Annotated in this window: 13 protein-coding genes; 10 read left to right on the top strand and 3 right to left on the bottom strand. The window is 65.2% G+C overall.

The features are described 5' to 3' along the window. The first annotated feature begins 11 nt into the window (after positions 1 to 11). The 6 genes from SMD14_RS09375 (at position 12) to SMD14_RS09400 (ending at position 6,926) form a co-directional block, all read left to right on the top strand. Positions 12 to 899, top strand: coding sequence for a sugar ABC transporter permease (locus SMD14_RS09375; RefSeq protein ID WP_321216119.1), 888 nt, complete (start codon positions 12 to 14; stop codon positions 897 to 899). Beyond that, a complete protein-coding gene (locus SMD14_RS09380) occupies positions 899 to 1,849 on the top strand; it encodes a carbohydrate ABC transporter permease (protein ID WP_321216120.1) in 951 nt (316 codons plus the stop codon). The genes SMD14_RS09375 and SMD14_RS09380 overlap by 1 nt, the downstream gene beginning before the upstream one ends. Before the next feature lie 69 nt (positions 1,850 to 1,918). Then, positions 1,919 to 2,962 carry a LacI family DNA-binding transcriptional regulator gene (locus tag SMD14_RS09385; protein WP_321216121.1) on the top strand — a complete coding sequence of 348 codons (1,044 nt, stop codon included), beginning with the start codon at positions 1,919 to 1,921 and terminating at the stop codon, positions 2,960 to 2,962. A gap of 41 nt (positions 2,963 to 3,003) precedes the next feature. Continuing rightward, entirely contained in the window at positions 3,004 to 4,587 is a 1,584-nt protein-coding gene (locus tag SMD14_RS09390) for a glycoside hydrolase family 32 protein (RefSeq protein WP_321216122.1), read from the top strand. Positions 4,588 to 4,623: 36 nt separating this feature from the next. Continuing rightward, a complete protein-coding gene (locus tag SMD14_RS09395) occupies positions 4,624 to 5,562 on the top strand; it encodes a carbohydrate kinase (protein ID WP_321216123.1) in 939 nt (312 codons plus the stop codon). Positions 5,563 to 5,588: 26 nt separating this feature from the next. After that, the gene (locus tag SMD14_RS09400; RefSeq protein WP_321216124.1) at positions 5,589 to 6,926 is read left to right on the top strand and encodes a right-handed parallel beta-helix repeat-containing protein; all 1,338 of its coding nucleotides are present in this window, start codon (positions 5,589 to 5,591) and stop codon (positions 6,924 to 6,926) included. A 128-nt stretch (positions 6,927 to 7,054) separates the two neighbouring features. On the opposite strand, the gene SMD14_RS09405 is transcribed toward SMD14_RS09400, so the two are convergent. From SMD14_RS09405 to catA, 3 genes are all read right to left on the bottom strand, one after another. Further along, a complete protein-coding gene (locus SMD14_RS09405) occupies positions 7,055 to 7,468 on the bottom strand; it encodes a thermonuclease family protein (RefSeq protein WP_321216125.1) in 414 nt (137 codons plus the stop codon). A gap of 612 nt (positions 7,469 to 8,080) precedes the next feature. Next, a complete protein-coding gene (locus tag SMD14_RS09410; protein ID WP_321216126.1) occupies positions 8,081 to 9,406 on the bottom strand; it encodes a benzoate/H(+) symporter BenE family transporter in 1,326 nt (441 codons plus the stop codon). Positions 9,407 to 9,515: 109 nt separating this feature from the next. Continuing rightward, on the bottom strand, positions 9,516 to 10,400 hold the full coding sequence (catA, locus tag SMD14_RS09415) for a catechol 1,2-dioxygenase (RefSeq protein ID WP_157242424.1): 885 nt from the start codon (positions 10,398 to 10,400) through the stop codon (positions 9,516 to 9,518). 328 nt (positions 10,401 to 10,728) lie between these two features. On the opposite strand from catA, the gene benA reads away from it, so the two are divergent. The 4 genes from benA (at position 10,729) to SMD14_RS09435 (ending at position 15,206) form a co-directional block, all read left to right on the top strand. Further along, a complete protein-coding gene (gene benA / locus SMD14_RS09420) occupies positions 10,729 to 12,114 on the top strand; it encodes a benzoate 1,2-dioxygenase large subunit (protein WP_321216127.1) in 1,386 nt (461 codons plus the stop codon). Positions 12,115 to 12,149: 35 nt separating this feature from the next. Beyond that, positions 12,150 to 12,686: a benzoate 1,2-dioxygenase small subunit gene (benB, locus tag SMD14_RS09425; RefSeq protein WP_321216128.1), complete on the top strand. Its 537-nt coding sequence runs from the start codon at positions 12,150 to 12,152 to the stop codon at positions 12,684 to 12,686. Between the two features lie 121 nt (positions 12,687 to 12,807). Continuing rightward, positions 12,808 to 14,379 carry a benzoate 1,2-dioxygenase electron transfer component BenC gene (benC, locus tag SMD14_RS09430; protein ID WP_321216129.1) on the top strand — a complete coding sequence of 524 codons (1,572 nt, stop codon included), beginning with the start codon at positions 12,808 to 12,810 and terminating at the stop codon, positions 14,377 to 14,379. After that, complete coding sequence (locus SMD14_RS09435) at positions 14,379 to 15,206, top strand: 1,6-dihydroxycyclohexa-2,4-diene-1-carboxylate dehydrogenase (protein ID WP_321216130.1); 828 nt, start codon at positions 14,379 to 14,381, stop codon at positions 15,204 to 15,206. Before benC ends, SMD14_RS09435 begins: the two co-directional genes overlap by 1 nt. Positions 15,207 to 15,244 lie beyond the last annotated feature (38 nt).

Here is a 15,244-nt window from a genome sequence, read left to right on the forward strand (position 1 = left end):
AAGAGAAAACCGTGCGCATCTCCGATCGCCGCTTCGCATTGTTCCTGATGACACCAGCGGCGCTGTTCCTGGCAATATTCGTGGCATTCCCGCTGTTCCGCCTGGTGGCGGACAGCTTCTACAAGATCTCCCCAATCGCTGGCGGCCCCCGCGACTTCGTCGGCATGGACAACTACTTCCGCGCCTTCGCATCCGAGGCCTTCACGGGAGCGGGCTGGCGGACCCTGGCCTACACCCTGGTGGTGGTCACCCTTGAGTTCGCGCTGGGCCTGGGCATGGCCCTGCTGTTCACCATGCTGGGCCGCAGTTCCCAGATCTGGCGGACGGTGTTCATGTACCCGCTCATGATCGCCCCAATTGTGGCAGGCCTGCTCTGGAAGTTCCTGATGATCGACAACTTCGGCCTCATCGGAACGCTCCTGCACCAGGCAGGCATCCTGGACAACCCTAACCAGATCGGCTGGCTGTCCGACCCCGGCATCGTGCTCTACTCGGTGGCCATACCGGACATCTGGCTGACCACCTCGTTCATGTGCCTGGTACTGTTCGCCGGGCTGCAGAACATTCCCGGCGACCTCATCGAAGCCGCACGGCTGGATGGTGCCCGCGCACCGGCCCTGCTGTTCCGGATCATCCTTCCGCTGCTCCGCCCCGTCATCGCCGTCGCGTTGGTGGTCCGCGGCATCGACGCAGCCAGGGCATTTGACACCATCCTCATCCAAACCAACGGCGGCCCTCAGTCCGCCTCGGAAACCATGAGCCTGCTGATCTACCGCACCATGATCCGCTTCGGCGATCCGGGCCTCGCCAGCGCCATGGGCACCATCTACCTGCTGGCGATGCTCGCGGTCGCATTCTTCGCAGTGGCTACCATCTGGCGGCCAGGAAAGGACAGCTGATGCGCGTCGCCGAAAATACCAAGCACCGCTCCGGGACTCCGGCTTTGACGTCCGCGGAACCTGCCGTCCGGGCGAGGTCACCACGTCCCCGCAAGCGCCGCAGCGTCAACCGGGAAGGGCTGGAGGCCGGCCGGCGCAGCACCAGGACGCTGCTGTGGATCCTCCTCGCAGCAGCCATGGTGCTCTACGGATTCCCGTTCCTCTACCTGCTGTTCACGTCCTTCAAAACCCCGATCGATACCATCGCCGTGCCGCCCACAATCCTTCCCAGGGAATGGACGCTGGAAAACTATGCCAACGCGCTGGGCCGCAGCGGTGTACCGGCCTCGTTCATCAACAGCATCCAGACGGCAATCATCAGCACGGTGCTGTCCCTGGTGCTGGCGGTGCCGGCGGCCTACGGCATCACCCGGTACAAGACCCTCAGCGGCCGGATCTTCATCATGGCCGCATTGGTGACCCGCATGGTCCCGCCGGTGGCAATCGGCATTCCGCTGGCTTCCATGATGGCGTCGATGGGCCTATCCGATACCCCCATCGCGCTGTCCATTGCCCACACCACCATCTCGCTGCCGCTCTCGATCTGGCTGATGTCCAGCTTCTTCGAGGCCGTGCCGAAAGACCTGGAGGAGGCTGCAACGGTGGATGGCTGCAGCAGGCTGGGGGCCCTGTGGCGGGTGGTGATCCCGGTGGTTTCCGGCGGCATCGCCGTCACCGCAATCTTCGCCTTCCTGGCCTCCTGGAACGAATTCCTGTTCGCCCTGCTGATGACGGCCATCCGTTCCCAGACAACGCCAGTGGTGATCGCCAACTTCCAGACCCAATTCGGCTTGGATTGGGGATCCATGACGGCGCTGGCCGCCGTCTACTCCATCCCGGTTATCCTCCTCACCCTCCTGCTGCAGCGCAGGATCGTGGCAGGTATGACGCTCGGCGCCGTCAAGGGCTAGGCCACCAAGCAACGAGTAGCCTACTGGTAACCCCCAGGGGCATCACCGACCAAAGGACGTGGGACGCAGATGAGTAACAGGAACATCGGAATCAAGGACGTGGCCGTCGCCGCCGGCGTGTCCGTGACCACCGTGTCCCACGTCCTCAACGAGGTCTCCTATGCGCGGATCAGCCCCGAAACCCGGGACAAGGTCAGGTCCGTGGCGGAGCAGCTGGGGTACGGCCCCAACCGCCTCGCCCAGGCCCTCCGCACGCAAAGGACCGGAATGCTGGGCCTCGTCAGCGAGGACATCGCCACCACCCCCCACGCGGGCAGGATCATCCTGGGTGCCGACGAGGCCGCCAAAGCCCGGGGCTATGGCCTCATGATCATCAACACCTCAGGCTCGGCCAGCCTGGAGTCCCGGCAGGCCGACGTCGAGGCCCTCCTGGAGCGCAGGGTTGACGGGATCCTTTACGCCACCATGTACCACCGCACCGTGAAGCTCCCGGCCAACCTCGGCAGCGTGCCCTCCATCCTGGTGGACTCGGTGGCTACCGACGGAAACATCACCGCCGTGATCCCGGACGAAGACGGTGGTGCACGTGCCGCCGTGGGCGCGCTCCTCGGAGCGGGCCACACCCGGGTGGGATTCATCAACAACACCGATGATGTGCCTGCGACCCGGCAGCGGCTCCGGGCCTTCCGGGCCATGCTGACTGAGGCAGGGCTCGACGGCGGCGCGGCACCTGTGGAGTCGGCAGTCTCAGAGGTGCATGGCGGCTATGAGGCCGCCCTGCGGATGCTGGCCAGCGAGGACCGGCCTTCGGCATTGTTCTGCTACAACGACCGGATGGCGATGGGCGCCTATCGGGCCGCCGCGGAACTGGGACTCTCCATTCCGGCAGACCTTTCAGTGGTGGGCTTTGACGACCAGGAACTGATCGCCGCCAACCTTTACCCGGGCCTCACCACCGTGGCCCTGCCCCACTACGAGATGGGTGCGTGGGCCACCGAACACCTGATTGACGCCGTCGAAGGGAAGACAGACCTGACCCTCATGGCACTTCACCCGACCATCCTGGGCTGCCCGCTGGTGCGCCGCGATTCAATCGCGGCCCCCCGCCACTAAGCAGCCAACCCCTTCCAATTCCCAAGAGGATCGCACAAAACATGTCCACCTTCCTTAGTGCCGCACGCCCGGAAACACCTCCGGCCGCAACCACTAGGTTCCGGCCTGCCATCCACTTCACGGCCAGGGACACCTGGCTGAACGACCCCAATGGCCTGGTCTTCCATGACGGCCTTTACCACCTCTTCTTCCAGAACAACCCGTACGGCAACGTGTGGGGCAATATGTCCTGGGGCCACGCCACCTCCCGGGACCTGCTCCACTGGACCGAACACCCTGTAGCCATTGCCTGCGACGAAACCGAGGACATCTACTCCGGCAGCGTGGTGGTGGACCACGGAAACACGTCCGGCTTCGGCACCGCGGACGCACCTGCCCTCGTGGCCATCTACACCAGCGCCTACAAGGCCGCGTCCGAACACCACGGCACGCAGGCGCAGTCCCTGGCCTACAGCACCGACGCCGGCATGACCTGGCACAAGTACGGCGCCAACCCTGTCCTTGCCCGGAGCTCCGCGCACTTCCGCGACCCCAAGGTCTTCCGCTACCAGGGCGAACATGGTGACTTCTGGGTCATGGTCGCCGTCGAAGCGCAGCACCAGAAGGTGGTCTTCTACCGTTCGGAAGACCTTAAGACCTGGGACTTCCTGAGCGACTTCGGCCCCATGAACGCGGACCAGGGCGAATGGGAGTGCCCCGATCTTTTTCCCCTGGCCGTGGACGGGGACCCGGACAACGTCAAATGGGTCCTGATCGTCAACGTCAACCCGGGCGCGGTGGCGGGAGGTTCCGGCGGCCAGTACTTCGTGGGCCAGTTCGACGGCGCCCGGTTTGTCCCGGACGCCTCTTCAGTTGCAGCGCCGGCCGGGGTGAGCGCCCTGGGTGACTCCGCGGCGGCCGATGCGGCCCTGCAGCAATGCCTGTGGCTGGACTGGGGGCGCGACTGCTACGCCTCCGTCTCTTTCGGCAACGTCCCGGATGGGCGGCGGATCATCATCGGCTGGATGAACAACTGGGACTACGCCAACCTGCTGCCCACCGCCCCCTGGCGGTCCTCCATGACCCTGGCCCGCGAAGTGCGCCTCACCGCAGCCAACGGCTCCGCCCGCCTGGTCCAGCAGCCCGTCCTGCCCGGCCGCCCTGCAGGAGAAGAGCCGCCTGCCGCCGCCGTGCAGATTATCGCGGAACCGTCCGAACTGCAGGATTCGGTCCTCCGGCTGCCGGCTGCGGCACGTGGCAGCGCCCAGGTCATCGAGGCGGAGATCCTGCCCGGGAGCGCTGGACACGTGGCCTTCCATTTCTTCGCCAGCGAGGACGGAAGCACGGGCACGGTGCTGGGCTACAACGCCGCCACCGGCCGGCTCGTCCTTGACCGCAGCCGGTCAGGGGACACGGGCTTCCACGAAAAGTTCTCCTCCGCGGAGTCAGCCCCGCTGGTCCTTGAGGACGGCGTGCTCAAGCTGCAGATCGTCGTCGACCATTGCTCGGTGGAGGTCTTCGCACAGGGCGGCGTGGTGGTCATGACAGACCTCGTCTTCCCCGGCGCGGAAAGCCAGGAGAACTGGCTGGCGGCCGGGGGAGGGCCGGCAACAGTCCAGAAACTTACGGTCTCAACCCTTACCTGACGGCAGGTTGGGTAATCCAAGAAAGGTCCGAAAAGAATGCACACGAACGATGACCCCCAGCCGGGCCTTGACGTCGTCGTAGTCGGCGAAGCCCTTGTGGACATTGTTGTCTCGTCCGGGGGCTCTGTGGAGCACCCCGGCGGGTCACCGGCCAACGTGGCCTACGGGCTCGGGCGGCTGGGCGCGGCCACCGCCCTGCTCACCTCGATCGGCGACGACCCGCGCGGCGCGGCCATCGAGCAGCACCTGCGCAGCGCCGGCGTCGAACTCCTGCCCGGTTCCAAGGGGCCCGGCCGTACCGCCACGGCGACGGCGACGCTGGCGTCCGACGGGTCGGCGCACTATGACTTCGACATCCGCTGGGACCTTCCGCGGATCGCCCCGGCCACGCTGCCCAAGGTCCTGCACACCGGCTCCCTCGCCACCTTCCTGGCGCCGGGGGCGGCAGCGATCAGGGATCTCCTCGAACAGTCACACGAGCGATGCCTTGTCACCTACGACCCCAACATCCGTCCCGCCCTGCTCGGCAGCCACTTTGAGGCGAAGACCAACTTCGAGCAACTTGTCCCGTTCACCGAGGTGGTCAAACTCAGCGACGAGGACGCACTCTGGCTCTATCCGCGGTTGTCACTGGAGGACATCTCACAGCACATCCTGGACCTTGGGGCCGGACTCGTCGCCGTCACCATGGGAGCGAAGGGATCCCTGCTCACCACGGCGGGCGCGCAGGTGGCCGTCCCACCGGTCACGGCCGAGGTGGCGGACACCATTGGTGCCGGCGACTCCTACATGTCAGCCCTGATCTGCGGACTCCTCATGCGCGGGTCGGACGGGCTGGCGCCGTCCGTGCTGGAGTCGCTGGGCCGGATGGCCTCCCGGGCAGCGGCCATCACGGTCAGCCGCCCCGGCGCCAACCCGCCGACGGCAGAGGAGCTGCAGGCCGAGCTCCCGCAGCATCAAACAGTGGCACCATGAGAAACAGGACACAAAGGGAAGAGCCCATGCCAAGCAACAACTGCTACGACGTCACCACGTGGCCGGTCGGCAATCCGGCCAAGGACGTCGGTGAAGTCATCAACAGCATCATCGCCGACGTCAAGGAACGGCAGGCCGCCACCGATGTGAACGACGGCGGAAAGCCGGGCGCAGTGATCTACATTCCGCCGGGGGACTACCACCTTCGCACCCAGGTGGTGATCGACGTCAGCTTCCTCCGGATCGAGGGCTCCGGGCACGGTTTCACGTCGTCGAGCATCCGCCATAACGTGCCCGAAGACGAATGGCCGGACCTGCACGAGTTGTGGCCCGGCGGGAGCCGGATCATTGTGGACCTTCCCCCTGCCGAAAACGGGGAGGAGGCCAAGGGCGCAGCCTTCTACATTGAGCGGAGCGGGAGCCCGCGGATCAGCTCGGTGGAGTTCTCCAACTTCTGCATCGACGGGCTGCACTTCGTTCCGGACGGCTCCGGACTAAAGGCGGAGAACACCTACGTCAACGGCAAGACCGGCATCTACGCCGCGACTGCCAACGACTCGTTCCGCGTCACCGGCATGGGGTTCGTCTACCTGGAGAACGCCCTCACCATCTACAACGCCGACGCGCTTTCCATCCACGACAACTTCATCGCCGAATGCGGAAGCTGCATCGAGCTGCGCGGCTGGGGACAGGCATCAAAAATTACCGACAACTTGGTGGGAGCTGGCCCCAAGGGCCACTCGATCTACGCTGAGAACCATGGTGGCCTCCTGATCACCGCGAACAACGTGTTCCCCCGTGGCGCGAGCAGCGTCCACCTTAACGGTGTGACGCGGTCAAGCGTCACCAACAACCGCTTGCACTCGTTCTACCCCGGGATGGTGGTTCTCGCGGAGAGTTCGGAAAACCTCGTGGCCACAAACCACTTCCTGCGTGACCATGAGCCGTGGACGCCCTTTGTGGGAGTGGACAATGGACTGGACGACCTCAACGGGCTTCTCCGGGTCAGCGGCAGCAACAACACTGTTGTCAACAACCACTTTTCGGAGGTCATCGACTCGGAGAGCATCCGCCCGGCAGGGGCGACGCCCGTCATCATCCGGCTTACGGCGGGGGTGGGCAACTTCGTCTCCAACAACCATGTGGTGGCGAAAGACGTTCACTCCACGTCAAGTGATTCCTGCTTCGAGGCTCAAGTGGACGCCCTGCTGACCACCGAAGAGTCGGAAGGATTCGCCGTTACGGCCGTCATGGTCGATCCCGCATCATCTCGGAATACCATCCTTGATTCCGGAAGCGACGCCCAAGTCATTGCAGACAGGGCTGTTAATGCCTTTAGGGCTACACCCTCGATCGGATTCTAGGCGGCACGCAGTAAATGAGGTCTCCTCGTCCGAGGCGGTTTTGCTTTGTGGTCGGTTGAGTTCTCTCGCCGCGGTTAGAGGAGGTCGTGTTTGAGTAGCGTCAGCGCCGCTCGGGGAACCCGCCTCGTTCAGTTTGTGTTGCCTGCACACGTGGCCGGGCTCCACAGGCCCCGTTCTGCAGTACGGGCGGCCTGTTCGGCCTCACGGAACCTGTCCTGGTATTTGTAGGGGGTCTCATAGGTGTATTCGTGGGCGAACCCTTCGGCCACCATTTTTTCGTTGACGAGTACGCCTGCAGATTGCCAGACGTAAGCCAGCGTCCGGCCGTAACGGTCGCGGCGACTCTGGCTGGGATCGTATTCCAGCCAGACCTGGGTTTCGTCCATGAGTTCGGTGGCTCGCCGGGATGCTTCGAGTCCGAAGCACTGGACCGTCTTCCTTGGATCGCTGACTTCCGGGGTGTCAATGCCGATGAGGCGGACGCGGGTCGATTTTCCATCGATGGTGACTCGGACCGTGTCCCCGTCAGTGACAGAGGTCACGGGAAAGGGTCCTTCCGCCCGTGTTGGCAGGGTCCGGTCAGGCGCCGGCGTGGTTGGATTCGGGCCGTTTCCCGGTAGGGAGCACCCGGCCAGCGAAACGGCGAAGAGGGCAGCTGTCGCCGTCGTGCGCCAGGCGGCCCGTATTCGGGTGGCCATCGGATGGCACTTTCAGTCGCAACAGTCGGGCCAGATTTGGTCTGCCTCTTGAAGGCCGTTGCCGGAGGTCCATGTCGGCGGAACAGCGGATGGAGCCCGCCGCCCCGTAACGGGGTAACTGATGCGGGTCGACGCATTGGCTTCGCCAGTGCGCGAGGGGCTGCCGAGGGCATTCAGCGGTGCGATTCGTTTCACGTCAGGCTCCCGCGGTGAACCGTGCCGCTACCGCCGACGACGGAGGCGACGTCCGGTGTGGGTGCTTGATTCATGGCTACTCCTGTTCCGCGCATCCAGCTGGGTGCCTGCTGGACCAGTGGCTCGGTGCGGCTGGTGCTGCTGCTGGGTTAACCATGCCGCGGCTGGATCAAGACTTCCCATGGTTTTGCCCAGCTCAGGTGAAATTCTTGGGCAGGGACACCCTAGGGGCGCCTTCGCCGGGTACTCGCCGGTCCGCTTTTATGATCCTGCATGGTCCGGACGCTCCAGCAGCCGTGAGGCGGAGTATCCGATGACCAGGCCCCAGAAGGCTGCGTGGATGTTGAACAGATCCAGGCCGGAGATGGTCACCACGAAGGTCACCAGCGCTCCCAGGGTGAAGGTGGTGGAGAAGGCGGTCACGAACGCCTGCTGGAGTGCCCGCAGCATCGCGATTCCGCCCAGGACCAGGACGAATTCCTTGGGCGTGGCCAGCATCAGCCGGGTCAGGGTGGGAGCCAGCGCTGCGCAGCCCAGTGCGAGGCAACCGTAGGTCACCGCCGCTGTGTACTGCCGTTCCTTAACTCCCGACGACGTCAACAGGGCGTTCGTAGGGCCCGTCACGCATGCTGATACCGCGCCTAAGCCGGCGTTCAGCAAGGAGAACGCGCCGGACACGATGGCGAAAGCGTTGACGGGCGGCCGGTGTCCTGCGGCCCGAAGCACGGCGATGCCCTGGCCGTTCTGGACGAACAACACCGTCAAGGCCAGGGGAACCAACAGTTCCAGCTGCGACGCCCACGTGAACACCGGAGGGGTGAAGGCCGGGACGGCCAGGAGCGGTCCCGGCTCCCCGGGAACATACTGCCCGCTGACCGCCACCGCCAGGCAACCGGCCACCAACGTCCCCAGGACCGGGGGAAGGAATTTCCCCAGGGCCGGCACGGCGGTCAGGAGCAGGAAGGCGCCCACCATCGGGGCGGCGACGGCCGGATTGGCCTGGCTTGCGGAGATGATGTCCGTGCCGAAGCGGAGGAACACGGCGGCGACCATGGCCATGACGATCGGCATGGGGATCATCGCCATGATCCGACGGACCACTCCGGTGGCGCCCAGGGCCAGGACGAGCAGGCCGGCTGTGAAGAACGTGCCCACCACTTCCGCGAAGGAAAGATGGTGCAGCGACGGCCCGAGCAGAACCGTGCCTGGAATCGACCAGGCGAACCCCAGCGGCTGCCGGTACAGCAGCGACATGATCAGTGTCGCTGCTCCGCCGGAGAACAGGATGCCGAAAACCCACGAGGCGAGCTGTTCCTGGCTCAGCCCGCCTGCTGCCCCGACGGCGAGGGTGACGGCGATGGGCCCGGAGGCGGTGAAGACCAGGCCAATGGCACCGTTGGACAGGTAGGTCGGCGCCACGTCCCGAAGGAAACGGCGTGGTCCGGCGGGGCGGCGTCCGGGCCGTTCCAGCAGCGGTTGCCGCGCGGGCGGCATCTCCGCGGCCGACAGTCCGGGAGCCGGCCCTCCAGTGACGGGTTCTGCTGCGGCTTCCGGCTGGGCCGCCGGGTCCTGGCGGAAAGTGGGCATCCTGGCTCCTGGCTGCGTGGTTGGAACAGGCAGGCGCCCCGAAGATGCAGCTCCGGGGCGCCATGTGGCCGGGTCCTGGCGCCCGGCCTCAGACAGTAGGGGCAAAGGCCTACTTGGTCTCGCCTTCCTTGGCGAGGACGTAGTTGTACACGGCGTCCTCTCCGGCCCCGCCGTCCGTGCGGGGTTTGGGGTCCAGCATCAGTTCAGGCTTGACGGCCGAGGCGATGTCGTCAGCGTTGTGCGGGTCGCCCGGGAAGTAGAGCTGCTGGGTGACGGGCTGGTAGCCGGGTGCCGATACCTTGATGTGGATGTGGGCCGGACGCCAGGCGTGCCAGCCGGCCGCCTCAATGAGCTGGCCGCAGGCGCCGTCCGTGGGGATCTGGTACGGCGCCGGACGCATGGTGTTGATTTCAAAACGGCCTTCGTCGTCGGCTTTGACCGTGGCCCGGAAGAGCCACTCCGGCAGGCCCGGGGCGTACTGCGAGTAGAAGCCGGCGGCGTCCGCGTGCCAGATCTCCACCTGTGCGCCCTGCAGGGCATTGCCGTTGGTGTCCGTGAACTGGCCGGTGAAACGCAGGGGGGTGCCCTCTTCGCCGTCGCGCATGAGGACGGTGGCCGGCGTCGCAAGCTCCGGCGATCCGGGCACGTAGTACGGGCCTTCAATGGTGCCCCTGGTGCCGGGGCGGTCCTGGGAGTTGACGTCCTCGACCGTGTGCTCGAGCCACACGTCAAGGAACAGCGGCCACTCACCGTCGGTACCCACCTTGATCAGCCAAGCCTTCAGCGCGTTGTACTCCTCGTAAGTGACCTGGTGCTCAACGACGATGTCGTTGGCGGCCTTGATGAGCGCGCCGGCCAGCAGGCTCACGCGCTCCTTGGGCACGCGCAGTTCCGAAAGCTTGCCGGAAGCGGCGAAGCGTTCGGTGGCCTTCGAGCCGGCTTCAACGGCTGTGCCCTCGTTCTCGTTCCTGGTATCCACTTGGGTCTCAGTCATGGCGGTCTCCACCTTCGTCTTTGAAATTGGGGCCCAGAAAGGTCTCCTGGACCCGCCGCAGGACGCCGGTGCAGAGTGCCTGCCGATCGTGGCGTCGCGTGATGTCTGTCTCATCGTAGGTCCGAAGATAATGACGAAACAAATATTGATAATGCTGCTTTTTAGTCATGATCGATACATAAAGACACCCTTGGTCGACCCTAGGTGTTTGCCTGATGTGAGACCAGTCACGAGGGGGAAGAATTGCCTCTAACGTCCACCGCCGGCAACGACGCCAGCCCGGACCTCCCGCCCATCCGTCCAGCAATCTCCAATGAGGGAGCACGCCATGACCGAGAACCTGATCCATGCCCGCGAGGTCCTTGCCGACGCCGTGATCGACGACCGTGAGAACGGCATCATCCGGGCCAAGCGCGAAATCTTCACCGACCAGGAGATCTTCGAACTTGAGATGAAGCATATTTTTGAAGGCAACTGGGTGTACCTGGCCCACGAGTCCCAGATTCCCAACGTAGGCGATTACTTCACCACGTACATAGGCCGCACCCCGGTGATGATCACCCGGGACAAGGACGAGAAGCTCAACTGCATCGTCAACGCCTGTTCCCATCGCGGCGCCATGCTGTGCCGCCGCAAGACGGACAACCGCACCACCTTCACCTGCCCGTTCCACGGCTGGACGTTCAAGAACTCCGGCGAGCTGCTGAAGGTCAAGGATTCCCGGAACGCCGGCTACCCCGAGACCTTCAACAAGGAAGGATCGCACGACCTCACCAAGGTGGCCCGCTTCGAGTCCTACCGCGGCTTCCTGTTCGGCTCGCTGAAGGCCGACGTGCTGCCGCTCGAGCAGCACCTGGGGGATGCCACCAAGGTGATCGACTCGATCGTGGACCAGTCACCCGAAGGCCTGGAAGTGCTGCGCGGCTCCTCCACCTACACCTACGACGGCAACTGGAAGGTCCAGGCCGAAAACGGCGCCGACGGCTACCACGTCACGGCCGTGCACTGGAACTACGCCGCCACCACGGCCCGCCGCAGCGCCGGTGACTCGGCCAACAAAACCAAGGCCATGGATGCCGGCAAGTGGGGCAAGGTCAAGGGCGGCTTCTACTCCTACGACCACGGGCACCTGCTGCTGTGGCAGGAGTGGACCAACCCCGAGGACCGTCCGCTCTGGGACCGCCGGGAGGAACTGGTCCAGAAGTACGGCGAGGAGATGGCCAACTTCATGATCAACATCTCGCGCAACCTGTGCCTGTACCCGAACGTCTACATCATGGACCAGTTCTCCTCGCAGATCCGCCACTTCCGGCCGATTTCCGCGGACCAGACCGAGGTGACGATCTACTGCATCGCACCCAAGGGCGAGTCCCAGGAGAACCGTTCCAAGCGCATCCGCCAGTACGAGGACTTCTTCAACGCCACCGGCATGGCCACCCCGGACGACCTGGAGGAATTCCGCTCCTGCAACAAGACCTACTGGGCCACCAGCGCCCCCTGGAACGACATGACCCGCGGCTCCACCCACGAGATCGCCGGCCCGGACGAGCAGGCCCAGGCCCTGGGCATGACCAAGGTCATCGCCTCCGGAGTGCGCACCGAAGATGAAGGGCTCTACCCCATCCAGCACGGGTACTGGAAGGAAGTCATGGACCGTGCCCTGGCGGAGGAAGAGGAGCGTTCCGCGCTGGCCTCCGTCCCCGCCTCCGCCTGACAGAGCCCACCGGAACCACAGAGAGCGCAGACACAATGACCAGCCTGACCCAAACCGCCCCGGTCCTCAAGGCCGCGGAGGACATTGCAATCCTCGAAACCGTCCGTGCCTTCCTTTACCGGGAAGCCCGCCTGCTGGACGACCGCCAGTTCGATGAGTGGCTCGAGTGCTACCACCCCGACTCCGAATTCTGGATGCCGGCCTGGGACGTGGATGACCAGCTGACGCAGGACCCGCAGAACGAGATCTCCCTGATCTACTACGACAACCGCGGCGGCATCGAGGACCGGGTGTTCCGGATCAAGACCGACAGGTCATCGGCCACCTCCCTCCCCGAGCCGCGCACGGGGCACAACATCACGGACGTTGAGGTTTTGGCGAACGACGGCGGCCGGGTCGAGGTGCGCTTCAACTGGTTCACGCTCTACTTCCGCTACAACACGACGGACACATATTTCGGCACCAGCTACTACACGATCGACCTTTCCGGCCCGGAACCGGTGATCCTGAAGAAGAAGGTAGTCCTGAAGAACGACTACATCCACCACGTGGTGGACGTCTACATGATCTGACCTGCCCGAACCGGCGCCCGGAAGTCCCGGGTGCCGTACGGCAGTTCCCATCCCGTGCCCGCCGGGCACGCCAGAACTTTCCCGGGACGCGACGACGCGCCCGCCCAGCCAGGAGGACACCATGGGCCATAAAGTAGCCCTCAGCTTCGAAGACGGCGTCACCAAAGTCATCAAGGTCGGCGACTATGAGACCGTCATGGACGCGGCCTACAAGGCGCGCATCAACATTCCGTCCGACTGCCGCGACGGCGCCTGCGGCACCTGCAAGGCGTTCTGCGATTCCGGCACCTTCGACCCGGGCGACTACATTGACGACGCCATGACCGAAGAGGAACTCGAAAAGGGCTACCTGCTGACCTGCCAGGCCGTCCCCGAGTCCGACCTTGCCATCCAGATCCCGGCCACGTCGGAGTCGGCCAAGACGGCGGCGGCCACCTTCAGCTCCACCATCAAGGAGCTCAACCGGCACACGGACACCACGGTGTCCTTCACCCTCGAGGTGGATAACCGGGACGCACTGGCCTTCCTTCCCGGCCAGTACGTCAACCTCAGGGTCCCCGGCACCGACGCCGAGCGCTCCTACTCCTTCAGCAGCGGACCCGAGGTGCAGGACGCGTCCTTCATGGTCCGCGTAACCCCGCAGGGCGCCATGTCCGAGTACCTGCGGGACCGCGCCGCAGTAGGCGACTCCATCGAGTTCACCGGCCCCTACGGATCGTTCTTCCTGCGCGAGCCCAAGCGGCCCTTGCTGCTCCTGGCCGGCGGCACCGGCCTGGCCCCGCTCCTGTCCATCCTGGAAAAGCTGTCCGAAAACCCGCCGTCCACCCCGGTCCACCTCATTTACGGGCTCACCCGCGAAGCGGACATCGTGGGCCTGGACTGGCTGCGGGCCTACGAAGCGAAGCTGCCCGGTTTCACCTGGGATTACATCGCCTCCGAGCCCGGCACCTCCGCCCCGCACACCGGCTACGTCACACAGATCATCGAACCGAAGCACCTTAACGAAGGCGACGTGGACATCTACCTCTGCGGCCCGCCCCCCATGGTCAACGCCGTCTCGAAGTGGCTGGACGCTGAAGGCATCCAGCCCGCCAACTTCTACTTCGAGCGGTTCGCGCCGAAGGAGACTACCGGAGGCGACGCCGAGACGGGAGCCCCGGCGCCGGCCGGGAAGATCCAGGCCGAAGGTGACACGATGAGCCGCAGCGAGGCCGTGTCCTCGCTGGAGACCGGCCGGCTGGACTTCCGCAAGGAGGACAGCTTCGCCCAGCTCGACGCCCGCATGGGCCTGGAGCTGGCGGTCAGCGAACTGCTGCTGGGCAGGCTCAGCGAGGAACAGCTGCGGCAGTTCCGCCGGCTCGCCCAAGCCACCACGGCGTCAGTGGAAGGCGGGAACATTACGGACCCCGAGGAGTTCGCGCGTACCAACGAGGAATTCCATGAGTACCTCTTCATGATCTGCGACAACCCCATGCTGCTGGAGTCCTACCGCCGCCTGGACGTGCACGCCCAAATGGCCGCGGCGTTCGAAACCGGAACGCCGATCTTCGAGCGGGTCACCCAGGACCACCTGGACATCGTGGACGCCTTTGAGCGCGGGGACAAGGACCGCCTCCGCGCCGTCATCACCGCGCACGCCCACGATGCGAAGGACACCATGGCCGGCGCCATCGACGCGAAGGCCGCCCTCTGATGGCTGAACCGTACGCCGGGCAATTCGTGACCCCAGGCAGGTTCGGCGGCAAGGTCGCCGTCGTCACCGGTGCCGCCCAGGGGATCGGCCGGAAAGTGGCCGAACGCATCGGCGCCGAAGGCGGGGCAGTGGTCCTGGTGGACCGCGCGGAACTGGTTCACGATGTGGCCCGCAGCATCGAAGAGGCCGCCAAGTCCTCCGGTTCCGGAGGGTCGGCCACATCCGTTACTGCGGACCTGGAGACCTTCGCCGGCGCCACCCAGGCCGTCAAAGCTGCGCTTGCCGCACACGGACGCGTGGATGTCCTGGTCAACAATGTAGGCGGCACCATCTGGGCACGCCCCTACGAGGAGTACGACGAGGACAAGATCGAAAAGGAGATCCGCCGCTCGCTCTTCCCCACCCTCTGGAGCTGCCGGGCGGTACTGCCGGCGATGCTGGAACAGGAGTCGGGGACCATCGTCAATGTGTCCTCGGTGGCCACCCGCGGCATGCACCGCGTCCCGTATGCCGCTGCGAAGGGCGGCGTCAACGCACTGACCCAGGCCCTCGCCATGGAGGTGGCCGGGCGCGGAATCCGCGTAGTTGCCACGGCGCCAGGCGGTACCGAGGCGCCGCCGCGGAAGGTCAAACGTGGCCCGGAAGCCGAGTCCGCCACCGAGAAGGCCTGGTACCAGGTGATCGTGGACCAGACCGTGGAATCCTCCTTCATGAAGCGCTACGGCACCCTTGACGAGCAGGCAGCCCCCATTGTCTTCCTCGCCTCCGACGAAGCGTCCTACCTCACCGGCAGCATCCTTCCGGTGGCCGGCGGGGACCTGGGATAGAGCTTGGACACCGCCGCAAAGGGCGGGCAGGCCGCTCC

The sequence above is a fragment of the Pseudarthrobacter oxydans genome, from assembly GCF_034258515.1.
In the GTDB taxonomy this organism is placed as follows: Bacteria; Actinomycetota; Actinomycetes; order Actinomycetales; family Micrococcaceae; genus Arthrobacter.

Coding starts and splice junctions, on each gene's coding strand:
- SMD14_RS09380 (WP_321216120.1), top strand. CDS start 899: ATGCGCGTCGCCGAAAATACCAAGCACCGCTCCGGGACTCCGGCTTTG.
- SMD14_RS09385 (WP_321216121.1), top strand. CDS start 1,919: ATGAGTAACAGGAACATCGGAATCAAGGACGTGGCCGTCGCCGCCGGC.
- SMD14_RS09390 (WP_321216122.1), top strand. CDS start 3,004: ATGTCCACCTTCCTTAGTGCCGCACGCCCGGAAACACCTCCGGCCGCA.
- SMD14_RS09395 (WP_321216123.1), top strand. CDS start 4,624: ATGCACACGAACGATGACCCCCAGCCGGGCCTTGACGTCGTCGTAGTC.
- SMD14_RS09400 (WP_321216124.1), top strand. CDS start 5,589: ATGCCAAGCAACAACTGCTACGACGTCACCACGTGGCCGGTCGGCAAT.
- SMD14_RS09410 (WP_321216126.1), bottom strand. CDS start 9,406: ATGCCCACTTTCCGCCAGGACCCGGCGGCCCAGCCGGAAGCCGCAGCA.
- catA (WP_157242424.1), bottom strand. CDS start 10,400: ATGACTGAGACCCAAGTGGATACCAGGAACGAGAACGAGGGCACAGCC.
- benA (WP_321216127.1), top strand. CDS start 10,729: ATGACCGAGAACCTGATCCATGCCCGCGAGGTCCTTGCCGACGCCGTG.
- benB (WP_321216128.1), top strand. CDS start 12,150: ATGACCAGCCTGACCCAAACCGCCCCGGTCCTCAAGGCCGCGGAGGAC.
- benC (WP_321216129.1), top strand. CDS start 12,808: ATGGGCCATAAAGTAGCCCTCAGCTTCGAAGACGGCGTCACCAAAGTC.
- SMD14_RS09435 (WP_321216130.1), top strand. CDS start 14,379: ATGGCTGAACCGTACGCCGGGCAATTCGTGACCCCAGGCAGGTTCGGC.